A 14,446-nucleotide genomic window follows, 5' to 3' on the forward strand; every position below is an offset into this window, starting at 1 on the left:
AGGGGTTCGGGTACGGGGGTGACGCGCGTGCGTCAGCTCGTACGGCCCTTGGCGTCGAAGGCCTTCATGCGGTCGAGGACGCCGTCCGCCGTCGGGCGGAGCATCTCGTCGACGATCCGGCCGTCCGCGAGGAAGATGACGCGGTCCGCGTAGGAGGCGGCCATCGCGTCGTGGGTGACCATGACGACGGTCTGGCCCAGCTCCCGTACCGAGTTGCGGAGGAAGCCGAGGACCTCGGCGCCCGAGCGGGAGTCCAGGTTTCCGGTCGGCTCGTCGCCGAAGATGATCTCGGGGCGGGAGGCGAGGGCGCGGGCCACGGCCACGCGCTGCTGCTGGCCGCCGGAGAGCTCGGACGGGCGGTGGCTGAGCCGGCCGGAGAGGCCGAGCATGTCGATGACCTGCTGGACCCACTGCTTGTCGGCCTTGCGGCCGGCGATGTCCATGGGGAGCGTGATGTTCTCCAGGGCCGTCAGCGTCGGCAGCAGGTTGAAGGCCTGGAAGATGAAGCCGATCTTGTCCCGGCGCAGCTGGGTGAGCTGCTTGTCCTTGAGGGTGGAGAGCTCCGTCTCGCCGATGCGGACCGAGCCGGAGGAGAAGGAGTCCAGGCCGGCGACGCAGTGCATGAGCGTCGACTTGCCGGAGCCGGAGGGGCCCATGATCGCGGTGAACTCGCCCTGCCGGAAGTCCACGCTGACCCGGTCGAGGGCGACCACCTGGGTCTCGCCCTGTCCGTAGACCTTCGAGAGATCCGTGGCGCGGGCGGCCACCGCGGTGGCGCGGGACACGGTGGGGGTGGTGGTCACGGGAGGACTCCTGTCACTGCGACGGCGATTCGGGAACCTCTCCATCGTGTCGAGCGTCAGGGGCCCGGGCGTCCGTCCACGTGCCCGTTCCGAGGGCAGTCTCGAGTCTGACCGGGGGGCCGTTCCGTCCTCCTGAGGTATGACGGCGCCCCTGAGAGACGCGGTCGCGCCGACGTGACAGAAGTGCGACGACTTTTCGTCATTCCAGGGGGTGCCGCTTTGCGCCTGCGACCCCCGTCACAGTTTGGCGAAAGGGCCCCCACCTGCACTGACGCACCCTCAGACGTCAATAAAATAAGACAACATCGGGACGATCTTCCGCTGATCGGGGGAAGCCGTCCGGATAGGCTCATGTGCCAACGCGGAGCTTCGCGGCGACGCCCGGATGGTGGAATGCAGACACGGCGAGCTTAAACCTCGCTGGCCTTCGGGCCGTGCCGGTTCGAGTCCGGCTCCGGGCACCATGGTTGCGCTAGCGCGCCAGGCGTGCGAGCAGCCCGGTGGCGTACTCCTCCGGGAGGAGGGGGCCGGCCGCGCCCGCCTCGCCGCGCAGGGTCTCGTCCGCGAACTCCTCGTCGAGGCCGTCGTCCACGCCGCTGTCGATCAGGCGCAGGAACCGGGGGAGCCGAGGCCTCCCGCCCATCCGGCTCAGCTCGGCCTCGTCCTCCAGCTCGGGAGCGGTGCCGTTGTGGGAGAAGAGGACGCCCGTGCGGTGCTCCAGCCGCTGGTACTCCATGCCCGCGAGGGCGTAGCGGGCGGCGAGGGCGCCCTGTCCGGTGCCGCCCACGGTCAGCGGGGCGTCGCCCGTGCTCTGCGCGAGCGCGCGCGTCACGGCGTTCTGGACGATCCCGCCGTCGCCGGTCATGGAGCCGTCGCCGGGCAGGCCGAGCAGGACCAGGTCGTGGCCGCGCGCCGTGAGTTCCGTGAGGAGCGAGTACGAGCCGTGGTCCGCGCTCGCGGCCAGGGCGGCGGGTTCGACACCGGCGTCACCGGCCAGGATCACGGGCCTGGTGAGCTTCTCGTCCGCCAGGAAGACCCATGCGGTGGCGTGGCGCAGGGTCCAGGTCTCGTTCGGTTCGGCGGCCATGGGGCTCTCCTGGGGAGGGGGTGGTTCCGTACGGGACGAGCCTGGCCGGGCGGGGCGGCCCACCGCCGACGAAGATCGAAAACTTACGGGAAAAGATCCTCCCCGAGCACTAGGGCGTTCCTTTTGCCTACCCATTACTCTTGACGCAAGACCGCGCCGCGCGGTCTTGCCATGGAGGAGTGAGATGAGGAGCAGCAACCCGGTCTTCTCGCGACGGGGGTTCAGCCGCGACGCCGGCTACGCGGGCTTCAACGCGCAGCAGCCGCAGGCCGGGGGCCCCGCCGTCGGAACCGACCCGTACGCCCAGGGCAACCCGTACGCCCAGGGTGCGACGAACCCGTACGCGACCAACCCGTACGCCCCGCAGGACGTCCAGCTCGGCGCCCCGCAGCAGGCCCCCGGCAACGTGATGACGATCGACGACGTCGTGAGCCGTACGGCCATGACGCTCGGCACGGTCGTGCTCACCGCCGTCCTGTCCTGGCTGCTGCTGCCGGTCGACCCGGCGAACCTGGGCAAGTCCTACGGCATCGCCATCGGCGCCGCCCTGGTCGCCATGGTCCTGTCGCTGGTGCAGTCCTTCAAGCGCAAGCCGTCGCCGGCGCTGATCCTGGCCTACGCCGCCTTCGAGGGCGTCTTCCTCGGCGTCATCTCGGCCGCCGTCTCGACGTACATCGCCGACGGCGTGGTCATCCAGGCGGTCCTGGGCACGATGGCGGTCTTCGCCGGTGTGCTCATCGCCTACAAGATGGGCTGGATCCGCGTCACGCGCCGCTTCTACGGCTTCGTGATCGCGGCCGCGATCGGCTTCACGCTGCTCATGCTGGCGAACCTGCTGTTCGCCGTCTTCGCCGGCGGTGACGGCCTCGGCTTCCGCAGCGGTGGCCTCGGCATCGTCTTCGGCATCGTCGGCATCATCCTCGGTGCCTGCTTCCTGGCCCTCGACTTCAAGCAGGTCGAGGACGGCGTGACCTACGGCGCGCCGCGCGAGGAGGCCTGGCTGGCCGCCTTCGGTCTCACCATGACCCTGGTGTGGATCTACCTGGAGATGCTGCGTCTCCTGTCGATCCTGCAGGGCGACGACTGACGCGTCACCCACTGACGGAAGGGCCCGCCCGGCTTCGTGCCGGGCGGGCCCTTCCGTGTGTCCGGGAGCGGGTCCGGGACCTGACCGGAGCGCGTCCGGAAGGCGTGTCCAGGAGCGCTTCTAGGCTGCGGCGGCGTCCAGCAGGACCCTCGCCGCCGCCTTCGCCTGCGCGGCCGGTTCCGGGGAGCCGGTGATGCCCGCGACGGCCATGGCGCCGTTGGCGAGCAGGGCCAGCTGGTCGGCGAGGGCGGGCGGGGCGCCGAGCGCGTCCGTCTGGTCCGCGAAGTAGGCCCGCAGGGCCTCCTTGTGGTCGCGGGCGATCGTGGCGACCGCCGGGGCGACCCCGCCGAGCTCACCGAAGGTGTTGATGAAGGCGCAGCCGCGGAACTCGGGCTCCGCGAACCAGCCGGCCAGCCAGTCGAAGACGGCCAGGGCCCGCTCGTACGGCCCGTCGGCGGTCCGGGCGCCGTGCGCGGCCAGGGCGGCCCGTACGGTCTCGTCGCGGCGCCGCAGGACGGCCTCCACGAGCACCTCCTTGGACGGGAAGACCTGGTAGAGCCGCTTCAGGGAGACCCCCGAGGCGGTGCGGATGGCGTCCATGCCGACGGCCTGCACCCCCCGCTCGTCGAAGAGCCGCTCCGCGGTGTCGAGCAGCTTCAGCTCGGCGGTTTCCGCGTCCATCGTCCGATCACCCCTTGCATGGAGAACCATCGTTCTCGTAGTCTACAGGGCATCGGGAGAACGATCGTTCTCCCGATCGGAAACCGGAAACGGGGAGTCAGCCATGTCCGCATACGCCCTGCGCGCCCGCACCGTCACCGTCGACGGGCTCGACGTCTTCTACCGGGAGGCCGGCGACCCGGCGAACCCCACCCTCGTCCTGCTGCACGGCTTCCCGTCCAGCTCGCACATGTACCGGGGGCTCATCGCCGAGCTCGCCGACGCGTACCACCTGATCGCCCCCGACCACATCGGCTTCGGCGCCTCCGCCGCACCGGCCGTCGAGGACTTCGAGTACAGCTTCGAGAAGCTCACCGAGATCACCCTCGGACTCCTCGACCGGCTGGGCGTGGACAGGTTCGCGCTCTACATCCAGGACTACGGAGCGCCGATCGGCCTGCGGATCGCCTCCCGCCACCCCGAGCGCGTCACCGCGATCGTCAGCCAGAGCGGCAACGCCTACCTGGAGGGCTTCACGCCCTTCTGGGACGTGCTCTTCGCCCACGCCGAGGACCGCGCGGCGAACGAGGCCGGCGTACGGGAACTGCTGACCGCCGAGGCCACCCGCTGGCAGTACACCCACGGCGTCCCCGCCGACCGGCTCGACCGCATCGGCCCCGAGACCTGGACCCTGGACCAGGCCGGCCTCGACCGGCCCGGCAACAAGGAGATCCAGCTGCAGCTCTTCTGGGACTACCAGTTCAACCTGGACGGCTACCCGGCCTTCCAGGAGTACTTCCGCACCCACCGGCCGCCGCTGCTCGCGGCCTGGGGGCGCGGCGACGAGATCTTCGGGCCGGCCGGTGCGGAGGCCTTCGCCCGCGACCTGCCGGACGCCGAGATCCACCTCCTGGACGCCGGGCACTTCGCGCTGGAGACGCACGGCGAGGAGATCGCCGCGCTCGTCCGCGACTTCCTCGGCCGGCACGTGAAGTGACGGCCGGTCGGTTCCGAAGCGGGTCTAGAGCAGCCTGCGGGCCGCCCGCCGCAGGTCGTACTCGTGGATGATCGCCTTCGCGTGGCCGTACGCCAGCTCGTGCGCCCCGCGGAGCCAGCTGACCCGCTCCTCGAAGCGGAGGAGGGAGGGGCCCTCCTCGACGGTGCGCATCCAGTCGGCGATCTCACGACCGGTGCGGCGCGGGATCCGGGCCAAGAGGTTGCGGTGGGTCTCTTCGGAGAATGTGTGGGACATCGGCGCCTCCGGACGCGTCGTACCGTGTGCTGCTCCTCGTACTCCTTCCCGTCACCGTGCCGAAGCCTCGGGCCGTTGGCAAGGGGCCCGGGAGGGCGCGTAGGGTCGCGGAGTGCGTGATACGAGTGAACTGACCGCCGCCGTCGAGCGGTTCGCCGACCGGCTGCGGGCGGCCCCGCAGAGCCGCCTCAAGCAGGGCGCGGCGGCCGAAGGACTCGCCCTGGCCAGGGAGTTGGCGGTGCGCGCGCAGCGCGCCGAGGACCGGGAGCGGGAGCCGAGGATCATGCCGGACGCGGGTCTCTTCGCGGTCGGCGACCAGCTCACCGTCGCCGGGAACGATCTGGCCGAAATCCTGCGAACGGCCCCGGCCGGTTCCCGCGAGGGGGAACTGGACGAGGCCGTGAGGCTGGTACGGGAGGCGGCGGAGCGCTCGGGGCTCTGACGCCGCCTCTTCAGGGGCCTACAGGGAGGCGATGACGCGGTCGGCGAGGATGTAGACGTTCTCCTCGTCCGAGTCGCCGTACGAGAAGGTCAGGGCGAAGGCGCCCGAGACGCCCGAACCGCCGAGCAGGACGGGGGTGCGGCCCGCGCGCAGCGCCTCCGCGAGGCGCTCCGCGGTCTCGCGGTGCCCCGGGGTCATGCAGAGCGTGGTGCCGTCCGCGAAGACGTACACGTCGAGGGTGCCGAGCGGGCCCGGGCGCACGTCGGTGAGCGCGGTACGGGTGTCCGCGAGCTCCTCCAGGCGGGCCACCGTCCGCTCGTGGTCCGTGACGACGGGCGTCTGCACCGGCACGAAGTCCGGGTGCGAGGGGTGCCGGCGGCGGGCCGCGGCCAGCTCCACGGAGTCCTCGGGGTACTCGGGGTACTCCTCGAAGGAGTCGAAGGCGTCCAGCGGGTCGGGGCCGTCGAGCGCGGCGGCCTCCGCCTCCATGGCCTCCAGGGCCATCGCCTCCAGGCCCACGAAGTCCGCCTGGCGCGGCACGAAGAGGGTGCCCTCGTCGGCCGGGCCGCCCAGGCCGCCGAGCAGGGACGGGGCGTCGGCCGCGTCACGGGCCTCCTGTGCGGCCCAGAACGCACGCGCCTCGGCGAGCTCGCGCTCGCGCTCCTCGGCCAGCGCCTCGGCGACCGCGGCCCGTATCTCGGCGGCGGGCGTGGCCCGGGCCGCGGGGACCGTGGCGCCGTGACCGGCGGCCAGCTCGCCCCGCAGGGCGCTGACCTCCTTGCGGAGACCGTGGACGGCGTGCAGGGCAGCAGCGCCCACGGCCGTGGCGGCGGCCGTGGTCAGCAGCAGGGCAAGAGACATGGCGCTCACTGACGTACTCCCAATCCGAGTCGATCCCCCGACTTCCTACATCAGCTTGTCCTGGGGTGGTGCTCGCTGTCAGTGCATTACGTCACGAATTGGACAGGTATTTCTGCCAGGCGTTTAGTCCCGAAACGGCTCTGACCTGGGAAAACGAACTCCCCCGGGATGTAGGTCACATCCTGGGGGAGATTCGGTCACGGCTCGGACGCGGAGCGGTTGACGCGCTCGGCGCGTGGAGAGCGGGGGCTCAGCGCGTAGGTGCCGCCTTCGTTCCTCAGGCGACCCCTACCCTCCGCTACGGCTCAGCTCAGTCGCTCGCTTTTCCGGTCGCACTGAGCTTCACCTCCGCTGCGGGCAGGTGCCGCCTTCGTTCCTCAGGCGACCCCTACCCTCCGCTACGGCTCAGCTCAGTCGCTCGATGACCATCGCCATGCCCTGGCCGCCGCCCACGCACATGGTCTCGAGACCGAACTGCTTGTCGTGGAACTGGAGGCTGTTGATCAGCGTGCCGGTGATGCGGGCGCCGGTCATGCCGAAGGGGTGGCCGACGGCGATGGCGCCACCGTTGACGTTGACCTTGTCCAGGTCGAGGCCCAGGTCCTGGTAGGACGGGATGACCTGGGCGGCGAAGGCCTCGTTGATCTCGGCGAGGTCGATGTCGCCGATGGTCAGGCCGGCGCGCTTGAGGGCCTGCTTCGAGGCCTCGACCGGGCCGAGGCCCATGATCTCGGGGGAGAGGCCGGAGACGCCGGTGGAGACGATCCGGGCCAGCGGGGTCAGGCCGAGCTCGCGGGCCTTGGTGTCGGACATGATCACGAGCGCGGCGGCGCCGTCGTTCAGCGGGCAGCAGTTGCCGGCGGTGACCAGGCCGTCGGGACGGAAGACCGGCTTGAGGCCGGAGACGCCCTCCAGGGTGACGCCGGCGCGCGGGCCGTCGTCGGCGGACACGACGGTGCCGTCCGGGAGCGTCACCGGGGTGATCTCGCGCTCCCAGAAGCCCTTCTTGATGGCTTCCTCGGCGAGGTTCTGCGACCGAACGCCGAACTCGTCCATCTCCTGGCGGCTGATGCCCTTCCAGCGGGCCAGGTTCTCCGCGGTCTGGCCCATGGCGATGTACGCGTCGGGGACGAGGCCGTCCTCGCGCGGGTCGTGCCAGGTCGAGCCCTCCGACTCGGCGACGGCCTTCGTGCGGGCCTCGGCCTCGGCGAAGAGCGGGTTGTGCGTGTCGGGCAGGGAGTCCGAGTTGCCCTTCACGAAGCGGGACACCATCTCGACACCGGCCGAGATGAAGACGTCGCCCTCGCCCGCCTTGATCGCGTGCAGCGCCATGCGGGAGGTCTGCAGGGAGGAGGAGCAGTACCGGGTGATCGTGCAGCCCGGCAGGTGGTCCATGCCCATCTGCACGGCGACGATCCGGCCCAGGTTGTTGCCCTGCTCGCCGCCGGGGAGGCCGCAGCCGAGCATCAGGTCGTCGATGTCGCGCGGGTCCAGCTCGGGGACCTTGGCGAGGGCGGCCTGGATGATCGTGGCGGTGAGGTCGTCCGGCCGCAGGTCCTTCAGGGAGCCCTTGAAGGCCCGGCCGATGGGCGAGCGGGCGGTCGAGACGATCACGGCTTCGGGCATGACGGCTCCCTGAGGGTGCGGAGTGGGCGGACTGAACAGGAAGTTACCCGTACGTACCGCACGGGTCACCGCCCGGAAGGTGTGACGCGGACCTCTTTTCTAAGCGAGCGCTCAGTCGAGACGGCGCCCTCCAGCGGCGCCTCCGCGTTCCGAGCCTGGACCCGCACCTCCAGGGTGCCGCACGACGCGGTGCGGGTTCAGGCGCGGGAGCCTCTGGCGCCGGCAAGGGCGCCGTCCGTTGTGCCCACCCGTTCCGCCCCAGCGGAACGATTGCCCACAACGGCGGGGCGCAGGCCCACAACGGCGGGGCGCAGGCCCACGACGGCGGAACGCCTGCCCACAACGGGCGTCAGGCCTGGGCGTCCTCCGGGGTCGGGGTTTCCGTCGGGACCGGGAGGCGGCGGCGCCGCCGGTGCTTCAGCAGGGCCCACGGCGCACGCGCCCCCGTGACCTCCGTCCCCGCCTCCCGCGCCGCCTCCGCCGCCGCCTTCGCCACCGGCAGCATGTCCTCCCGCCGCTCCGGCTCCAGCCGGTCCGTTTCCGGCCAGACGCCCAGCGCCGCGCACAGCGTCGGCAGGACGGCCATCGCCGCCGTCGCGTACCCCTCCGCCGAGGGGTGGAAGCTGTCGATCCCGAACATCTCGCGCGGGTTCGCCGCGAACTCGGGCCCGAGGAGATCGCCCAGGGACACCGTCCGGCCCCCCTGCTCCACCACCACGATCGTCTGCGCCGCCGCCAGCTGCCGCGAGGCCCGCCGGGCGAGCCAGCGCAGCGGCTGGTAGACCGGCTCGATCGTGCCGAGGTCCGGGCAGGTGCCGACCACCACCTCCGCGCCGACCGTCCGCAGCCGCCGCACGGCCGAGGCGAGGAGCCGTACGGACTCGGTCGCCGGCAGCCGGTGCGTCACGTCGTTCGCGCCGATCATGATCACGCACACGTCCGGTGGCCCCAGCGGCTGGGCGAGGAGCAGCGAGACCTGCCGCTCCAGGTCGTCCGAGCGCGCCCCCGAGAGGGCCACGTTCCGCAGGACCACCGGCCGCTCCGCCACCGCCGCGAGACCGGAGGCGAGCAGCGCGCCGGGCGTCTGACCCGAGCGGCGCACCCCCTGGCCCGCCGCCGTGGAATCACCCAGAAGGGCCAGCCGCAGCGGGTCCTCCGTGCCGAAGGCGCGGCCGTAGAGGCCGTCCGCCACCGGCGGCAGCGGCGCCGGGGCGCCGTAGACCGTGCGCTTGGCCAGCTGTGCCTCGGCCAGGAGGACCCCTACCGCCGCCACCCCGATCAGCCCGATGCTCCCGCCGCCGTACGCCGCACCTGCCGCGATCCGCCGCGCCACCCTCGCCCTCGACATGGGGGCCGTCACCTCCTTCAAGCCGTTCAGGGTGTAACTGCCCCGTAACCCGCTCCGACTACGCATACGCTGGCCACACCATTACGGAGACCCCGGAGATTACGGTGCAATTCCACGACTCGATGATCAGCCTCGTCGGCAACACCCCGCTGGTGAAGCTCAACAACGTCACAGCGGGCATTCAGGCGACCGTTCTGGCCAAGGTCGAGTACTTCAACCCCGGAGGCTCGGTCAAGGACCGGATCGCCCTGCGCATGATCGAGGCGGCCGAGCAGAGCGGTGAGCTCAAGCCCGGCGGAACCATCGTCGAGCCCACGTCCGGCAACACCGGCGTCGGCCTGGCGATCGTGGCCCAGCAGAAGGGCTACAAGTGCATCTTCGTCTGCCCGGACAAGGTGTCCACGGACAAGATCAACGTGCTGCGCGCCTACGGCGCCGAGGTCGTCGTCTGCCCCACGGCCGTCGACCCCGAGCACCCCGACTCGTACTACAACGTCTCGGACCGCCTGGTCCGTGAGACGCCGGGCGCCTGGAAGCCCGACCAGTACTCGAACCCGAACAACCCGCGCTCGCACTACGAGACCACCGGTCCCGAGCTCTGGGAGCAGACGGACGGGAAGATCACCCACTTCGTCGCGGGCGTCGGCACCGGCGGCACGATCTCCGGCACCGGCAACTACCTCAAGGAGGTCAGCGGCGGGAAGGTGAAGGTCATCGGCGCGGACCCGGAGGGTTCGGTCTACTCCGGCGGTTCCGGCCGTCCGTACCTGGTCGAGGGCGTCGGCGAGGACTTCTGGCCGACCGCGTACGACCGGAACGTGACGGACCGGATCGTCGCCGTGTCCGACAAGGACTCCTTCCAGATGACCCGCCGCCTCGCCAAGGAGGAGGGCCTCCTCGTCGGCGGCTCCTGCGGCATGGCCGTCGTCGCGGCCCTGGAGGTCGCCAAGGAGCTCGGCCCGGACGACGTCGTCGTCGTGCTGCTGCCGGACTCGGGCCGCGGCTACATGTCGAAGATCTTCAACGACGAGTGGATGGCCGACTACGGCTTCCTGGAGGACACCTCCACCGCCACCGTCGCGGACGTCCTGCGCCACAAGGAGGGCGGCCTGCCCTCGCTCGTCCACATGCACCCGGACGAGACCGTCGGCCAGGCCATCGAGGTGCTGCGCGAGTACGGCGTCTCCCAGATGCCCATCGTGAAGCCCGGCGCCGGCCACCCCGACGTCATGGCCGCCGAGGTCGTCGGCTCGGTCGTCGAGCGCGAGCTCCTCGACCACCTGTTCACCAAGAAGGCCTCCCTGGAGGACCCGCTGGAGCAGCACATGAGCGCGCCGCTGCCGCAGGTCGGCTCGGGCGAGCCGGTCGCCGACCTGATGTCCGTCCTCGGCGAGTCCGCCGACGCGGCGATCGTGCTCGTCGAGGGCAAGCCGACCGGTGTGGTGAGCCGTCAGGACCTGCTGGCGTTCCTGGCCGGCGGCGGTTCGAAGTAGGCGGTATGCAGCAGTTCGTGCAACTGGTACGAGGGCGACACGTACCCGCAGCACCCGCTTAACACGCGTCCGGCACATTGGTGGTTGTCGGCGTCACGGACTTCCGGAGCGGCTCCCGGGCCTCCACAGACGCCGCGGACGCGGAGACCGGCCCTGACCCGGGCCCGTGTCCCTCGCGGGGACCGCCGTCGTCCCGCCCCCCGTTTCGGGGGTGCGGCGGTCCCCGCGCCAACCGCCTCGCTCGACGCCGACGGGCCCTCGCTCACGCGGGGGCCCGTTCGCCTGCGCGCCGGGGCCCTCCCCGGGTAGCCTCCGGGGCCAGTGACATCCGAACGCAGAGGCGGAACCCCGCTCTGGATCAAGGTCCTGGGTGCGGTTCTGCTCGCCCCCGCCGTGGCGCTCTTCGCCCTCTACGTCCTCGCCCAGGCCCGCGAGTCCGGCCGGGAGGAGGACGCCTTCGACGCGACCCGGGCGGACGCGGCGCGGTTCGCCGACGTCCTCGCCGCGGAGGGCGGCACGCCTTCCGAGCGGGAGGTCCGGGAGGCCCTCGACCGGTCCGCGGGCGGCGGGCAGCGCCCGGGGGTGCTCGTGGAGGTGCGTCCCACGAAGCAGGGCACCCGGGTCCTGGTGCAGTTCTCCCGCATGTACGAGCGGACCGTGGTCGTCTTCGGCCCGGCCGAGGCCATGACCACCCGCTGCTTCACCATCGAGCTCACGGAGACGGACCGGCCCCGGGTCGCGGCCCACGGTTCCGGCGTGTCCTGCTCGGCCGTGGCCGCCCGCCCCTCGCCCTGAGGGCCCCCGACTGCATATCCTTATGCAACGTCTTTTGTGGGTGAATAGGTGAAGGGGGCGGCATGAGCGACAGCCCGGCCGGTCGGCTGCAGGCGCTCTTCGAGGGGCACCGGCTGACGCCGACGCAGCGGCGGATCGCGCACTGCATGGTCCGGCGCGCCGGCGACGTGCCGTTCCTGTCCAGCGTCGAGCTCGCCGAGCTCGCGGGCGTCAGCCAGCCCTCCGTGACCCGCTTCGCCGTCGCCCTCGGCTTCGACGGCTACCCGGCGCTCCGCAAGCACCTGCGGGACAGCATGCCCGCGGCCGCCGAGGAGGCGTCCGGCCACAACGAGTACCAGCAGGCCGTGCTCGCCGAGATCGAGAACCTCCAGCACCTGGCCGGACTGCTCGCCGATCCCGCGCCCGTCGAGCGGGCCGGCCGGCTCCTCGCCGGGTCCCGGCCGCTGCCCGTGCTCGGACTGCGGGCCGCCTCCTCGCAGGCCCGGGGCTTCGCCTACTTCGCCGCCAAGGTGCACCCGGACGTCCGCCTCCTCGACGAGGGCGGCTCGATGCTCACGGACCGCATCGACGCGGCCGTACGGGCCGGGGCGACGGCCCTGCTCTGCTTCGCGCTGCCCCGGCACCCCAAGGAGGTCGTCGAGGCCCTGGAGTACGCGCGGGCGGCGGGGCTCACGGTCGTGACCGTCGCCGAGTCGGCCTTCGCGCCTGTCGCCGCCCACAGCGACCTGCTCATCCCGGCCGCCGTCGGCACCGGACTCGCCTTCGACACGGCCTGCGCGCCGATGCTCCTCGGCCGGGTCCTCCTGGAGGCGATGGCCGACGAACTCCCCGACGCGCAGGCGCGTCTGGAGGAGTTCGACACGAAGGCGGCGTCCCGGGGCCTGTTCGTCGAGTAGCCGTCAGACCTCCAGCTCGGCCTCGATCTTCTTCAGCTGGTGGCGGGCCATCGCCAGGTTCGCGCGGTTCTTGTCGAGCGCCAGGTAGAGGAAGAGGCCGTTGTTGCCGCGCCCCTTGAGGAGCCGGATCAGGTGGTACTGGCTGCCGAGGGTGATGAGGATGTCCTCGATCTCCTCGTTCAGGCCCAGCATCTCCATCGTCCGTACCTTGGCCCGGACGACGTCGGTGTTGCCCGCCGCGGCCATGTTCAGGTCGAGCTCCTTGCCGCCGCCGATCGTGCCGAGCGCCATGCCGCTGGTGTAGTCGACGAGGGCCGCGCCGATCGTGCCTTCGATCTGGGCCGCTTCCTTGAGGGAGGTCTCGGTGTTCGCCATGGTGTCGTTCTTCTTCCTTCTCGGTGCTGTTCGGACGGGTTCAGTTCAGGTCTCTGCGTTCCAGCGCGCCGTCGACGAGCTCCCCTATCCGGGCGCTCGCCCTGCGGGCCTCCAGGTGGAGCCGGCCCACGTTGATCCGGGGTTCGGCGAGGAGCGTCAGGACGGCCGAGCCGCCTGCCGCGTACGTCGCCACGTAGCCGTCCTCGCCGCGTACGAGCAGTTCGCGGAAGCGGCCCTGCCCGGTGGTGTCGGTCAGCCGCTGGCCGACGCCGAGCGCGGCGGCGGTCAGCGCGGCCACGCTCTCCGCCTCGCCGTCGACGGTGTCGTGGGCGAGGACGAGTCCGTCGGCGCTGGCCGCCAGCGCCCCGGTGAGCTGGGGCAGCCGCGCCCGCAGCCGTCTGAGCTCGCCTAGGACCTCGGCTTCTGCCGTCATGAGCTGTCTCCTCTCGGCGCGCATGCGCAGGGCACGCCTCATCACAGGTGTGCCTCCAGGGCGTCACGGAGCCGGCGCAGCAGGGCGATGTCGGGATCGGCCACCGGCGGGGCCGGTAAGAGCACCGGCGGGGGCGGCACGGAGTCGGGTTCCGGCGGTGTCTCCACGAGCCCGGCGGCGGCGAGGCGCCGCACGTCGAGCAGTGTGTGGAAGGCGGGCCGGCCGAGCAGCCGGGCGAGCTCGGCGGGGGTCTTCTCCCCGTCGGCCGCGGCGAGCAGCGCGCGCTGCCTGGCGCCCACGGTCTGGCCGGGGGAGGCGGGGCGCGGCACGACCGGGGCGGTGTCGACGGTGGCGTACGGCCAGACGGCGTCGAGGAGTTCGCGGCGGCGGACGGTCTCGCGTTCGACGGCCTCCGCGGAGACCGGCCGCACGGTCCCGAACCAGTGCCCCACCCCGTAGCGGAAGCGGGTGGGTCCGCTCGTGGGGGAGAGGGCGAAGAAGGCCGCGTCGAAGACGGCGCCGAGGTGGCAGATCTCCAGTTCGCCGTCGCGCAGCCGGCCGCTGTCGACGAGGAAGCGGCCGACGGCGCGGTGGGCGCCGGCCCGGTCGACGGCCTCGTCCCAGCCCTCCCGGGGCAGCCGGCCGCCGGTGGTGAGGAGGACGTCGACGCCGGGGGCGGCGGGGGACTCGGCGTGTACGACCCGGCCGTCGACGAGGTAGAGCGTGCCGTGGTCGCGGAGCAGCGCGCCGGTGGCCTTCTCGGCGGCGAGCCGGACCAGCATCGGGGAGACGGCCGTCCGGCTCATCCGAGGACCAGTCTCTCGGCGAGGTCGCGGAGCCGGAGGCGGGCGAGGGCGAGGTTGCCGGAGTCGCGGTCGAGCCAGAGGTGGAGGAAGACGCTGCTGTCGAAGGAGGTCTCGACGAAGCGGAGGACGTGGTAGCCGGCGCGGGTGGTGACGATCAGGTCCTCGACGGGTGGGCCCTGGCCGGCGCCGCCCGCGGTGAACGAGTCGAACTCCGCTGCGGACCGGGCGAGTTCGGCGGTCTCGGCGGCTGTCGTCTCGTGGTCGCCGACCGGTGAGTCGCCCGCCGTGCCGAGCGCGAGTCCGCTGGTCCAGTCGACCAGGGAGGCGCCCCGTGCCCCGGGCAGGGCCATGGCCTCCAGAAGGCACTCGTCGATTCCGGGCACGCGGATTCCCCTCCCGTTGCGGCGTGCGAACGTGCGGCAGTGACGGTGACGCTACTGAACGTTCGTGCCCCGGGGAGGCGTTCTGGCATTTTCCATCGG

17 protein-coding genes and 1 tRNA gene are annotated in these 14,446 nt (G+C 71.9%); 7 read left to right on the top strand and 11 right to left on the bottom strand.

From position 1 onward, the window contains the following. Positions 1-32: 32 nt before the first annotated feature. Positions 33-803, bottom strand: coding sequence for an ABC transporter ATP-binding protein (locus ABT041_RS32895; RefSeq protein ID WP_351191404.1), 771 nt, complete (start codon positions 801-803; stop codon positions 33-35). Between the two features lie 379 nt (positions 804-1,182). Between ABT041_RS32895 and ABT041_RS32900 the strand changes: the two genes are divergently transcribed. Then, positions 1,183-1,267: transfer RNA gene (locus ABT041_RS32900), tRNA-Leu, on the top strand. A gap of 8 nt (positions 1,268-1,275) precedes the next feature. Here ABT041_RS32900 and ABT041_RS32905 read toward each other — a convergent pair. Beyond that, the gene (locus ABT041_RS32905) at positions 1,276-1,890 is read right to left on the bottom strand and encodes a hypothetical protein (RefSeq protein WP_351191405.1); all 615 of its coding nucleotides are present in this window, start codon (positions 1,888-1,890) and stop codon (positions 1,276-1,278) included. A gap of 184 nt (positions 1,891-2,074) precedes the next feature. Between ABT041_RS32905 and ABT041_RS32910 the strand changes: the two genes are divergently transcribed. Continuing rightward, complete coding sequence (locus tag ABT041_RS32910) at positions 2,075-2,977, top strand: Bax inhibitor-1/YccA family protein (protein WP_351191406.1); 903 nt, start codon at positions 2,075-2,077, stop codon at positions 2,975-2,977. Between the two features lie 120 nt (positions 2,978-3,097). Here the strand turns inward: ABT041_RS32910 and ABT041_RS32915 are convergent, their stop codons facing one another. Then, positions 3,098-3,658, bottom strand: coding sequence for a TetR/AcrR family transcriptional regulator (locus ABT041_RS32915; protein ID WP_351191408.1), 561 nt, complete (start codon positions 3,656-3,658; stop codon positions 3,098-3,100). Positions 3,659-3,761: 103 nt separating this feature from the next. On the opposite strand from ABT041_RS32915, the gene ABT041_RS32920 reads away from it, so the two are divergent. Continuing rightward, positions 3,762-4,634 carry an alpha/beta fold hydrolase gene (locus ABT041_RS32920; RefSeq protein WP_351191410.1) on the top strand — a complete coding sequence of 291 codons (873 nt, stop codon included), beginning with the start codon at positions 3,762-3,764 and terminating at the stop codon, positions 4,632-4,634. A 24-nt stretch (positions 4,635-4,658) separates the two neighbouring features. On the opposite strand, the gene ABT041_RS32925 is transcribed toward ABT041_RS32920, so the two are convergent. Next, complete coding sequence (locus ABT041_RS32925) at positions 4,659-4,889, bottom strand: DUF4287 domain-containing protein (RefSeq protein WP_189805629.1); 231 nt, start codon at positions 4,887-4,889, stop codon at positions 4,659-4,661. A 112-nt stretch (positions 4,890-5,001) separates the two neighbouring features. Here ABT041_RS32925 and ABT041_RS32930 point away from each other — a divergent pair, with 112 nt between their 5' ends. Further along, the gene (locus tag ABT041_RS32930) at positions 5,002-5,331 is read left to right on the top strand and encodes a hypothetical protein (protein WP_351191412.1); all 330 of its coding nucleotides are present in this window, start codon (positions 5,002-5,004) and stop codon (positions 5,329-5,331) included. Positions 5,332-5,349: 18 nt separating this feature from the next. Here ABT041_RS32930 and ABT041_RS32935 read toward each other — a convergent pair whose 3' ends face one another. The 3 genes from ABT041_RS32935 to ABT041_RS32945 form a co-directional block, all read right to left on the bottom strand. Further along, entirely contained in the window at positions 5,350-6,192 is an 843-nt protein-coding gene (locus ABT041_RS32935; RefSeq protein ID WP_351191414.1) for a hypothetical protein, read from the bottom strand. A gap of 405 nt (positions 6,193-6,597) precedes the next feature. Beyond that, complete coding sequence (locus ABT041_RS32940) at positions 6,598-7,818, bottom strand: acetyl-CoA C-acetyltransferase (RefSeq protein WP_351191416.1); 1,221 nt, start codon at positions 7,816-7,818, stop codon at positions 6,598-6,600. Positions 7,819-8,167: 349 nt separating this feature from the next. Further along, positions 8,168-9,166: an SGNH/GDSL hydrolase family protein gene (locus ABT041_RS32945; protein ID WP_351191418.1), complete on the bottom strand. Its 999-nt coding sequence runs from the start codon at positions 9,164-9,166 to the stop codon at positions 8,168-8,170. A 104-nt stretch (positions 9,167-9,270) separates the two neighbouring features. Between ABT041_RS32945 and ABT041_RS32950 the strand changes: the two genes are divergently transcribed. The 3 genes from ABT041_RS32950 (at position 9,271) to ABT041_RS32960 (ending at position 12,350) form a co-directional block, all read left to right on the top strand. Then, a complete protein-coding gene (locus tag ABT041_RS32950; RefSeq protein ID WP_351191420.1) occupies positions 9,271-10,659 on the top strand; it encodes a cystathionine beta-synthase in 1,389 nt (462 codons plus the stop codon). A gap of 321 nt (positions 10,660-10,980) precedes the next feature. After that, positions 10,981-11,454, top strand: a complete 474-nt coding sequence (locus tag ABT041_RS32955) for a hypothetical protein (RefSeq protein WP_351191422.1) — start codon at positions 10,981-10,983, stop codon at positions 11,452-11,454. Between the two features lie 62 nt (positions 11,455-11,516). After that, a complete protein-coding gene (locus ABT041_RS32960; protein WP_351191424.1) occupies positions 11,517-12,350 on the top strand; it encodes a MurR/RpiR family transcriptional regulator in 834 nt (277 codons plus the stop codon). A 3-nt stretch (positions 12,351-12,353) separates the two neighbouring features. On the opposite strand, the gene ABT041_RS32965 is transcribed toward ABT041_RS32960, so the two are convergent. The 4 genes from ABT041_RS32965 to ABT041_RS32980 are packed head-to-tail and all read right to left on the bottom strand — an operon-like array spanning position 12,354 to position 14,347. Further along, positions 12,354-12,725: a hypothetical protein gene (locus tag ABT041_RS32965; protein WP_351191426.1), complete on the bottom strand. Its 372-nt coding sequence runs from the start codon at positions 12,723-12,725 to the stop codon at positions 12,354-12,356. 40 nt (positions 12,726-12,765) lie between these two features. Beyond that, the gene (locus ABT041_RS32970; protein ID WP_351191428.1) at positions 12,766-13,200 is read right to left on the bottom strand and encodes a roadblock/LC7 domain-containing protein; all 435 of its coding nucleotides are present in this window, start codon (positions 13,198-13,200) and stop codon (positions 12,766-12,768) included. After that, on the bottom strand, positions 13,200-13,964 hold the full coding sequence (locus ABT041_RS32975) for a transcriptional regulator (protein WP_351191430.1): 765 nt from the start codon (positions 13,962-13,964) through the stop codon (positions 13,200-13,202). The genes ABT041_RS32970 and ABT041_RS32975 overlap by 1 nt, the downstream gene beginning before the upstream one ends. After that, entirely contained in the window at positions 13,961-14,347 is a 387-nt protein-coding gene (locus ABT041_RS32980; RefSeq protein WP_351191432.1) for a roadblock/LC7 domain-containing protein, read from the bottom strand. Before ABT041_RS32980 ends, ABT041_RS32975 begins: the two co-directional genes overlap by 4 nt. Positions 14,348-14,446 lie beyond the last annotated feature (99 nt).

Source organism: Streptomyces sp. NPDC002825, from assembly GCF_040295385.1.
GTDB lineage: Bacteria > Actinomycetota > Actinomycetes > Streptomycetales > Streptomycetaceae > Streptomyces.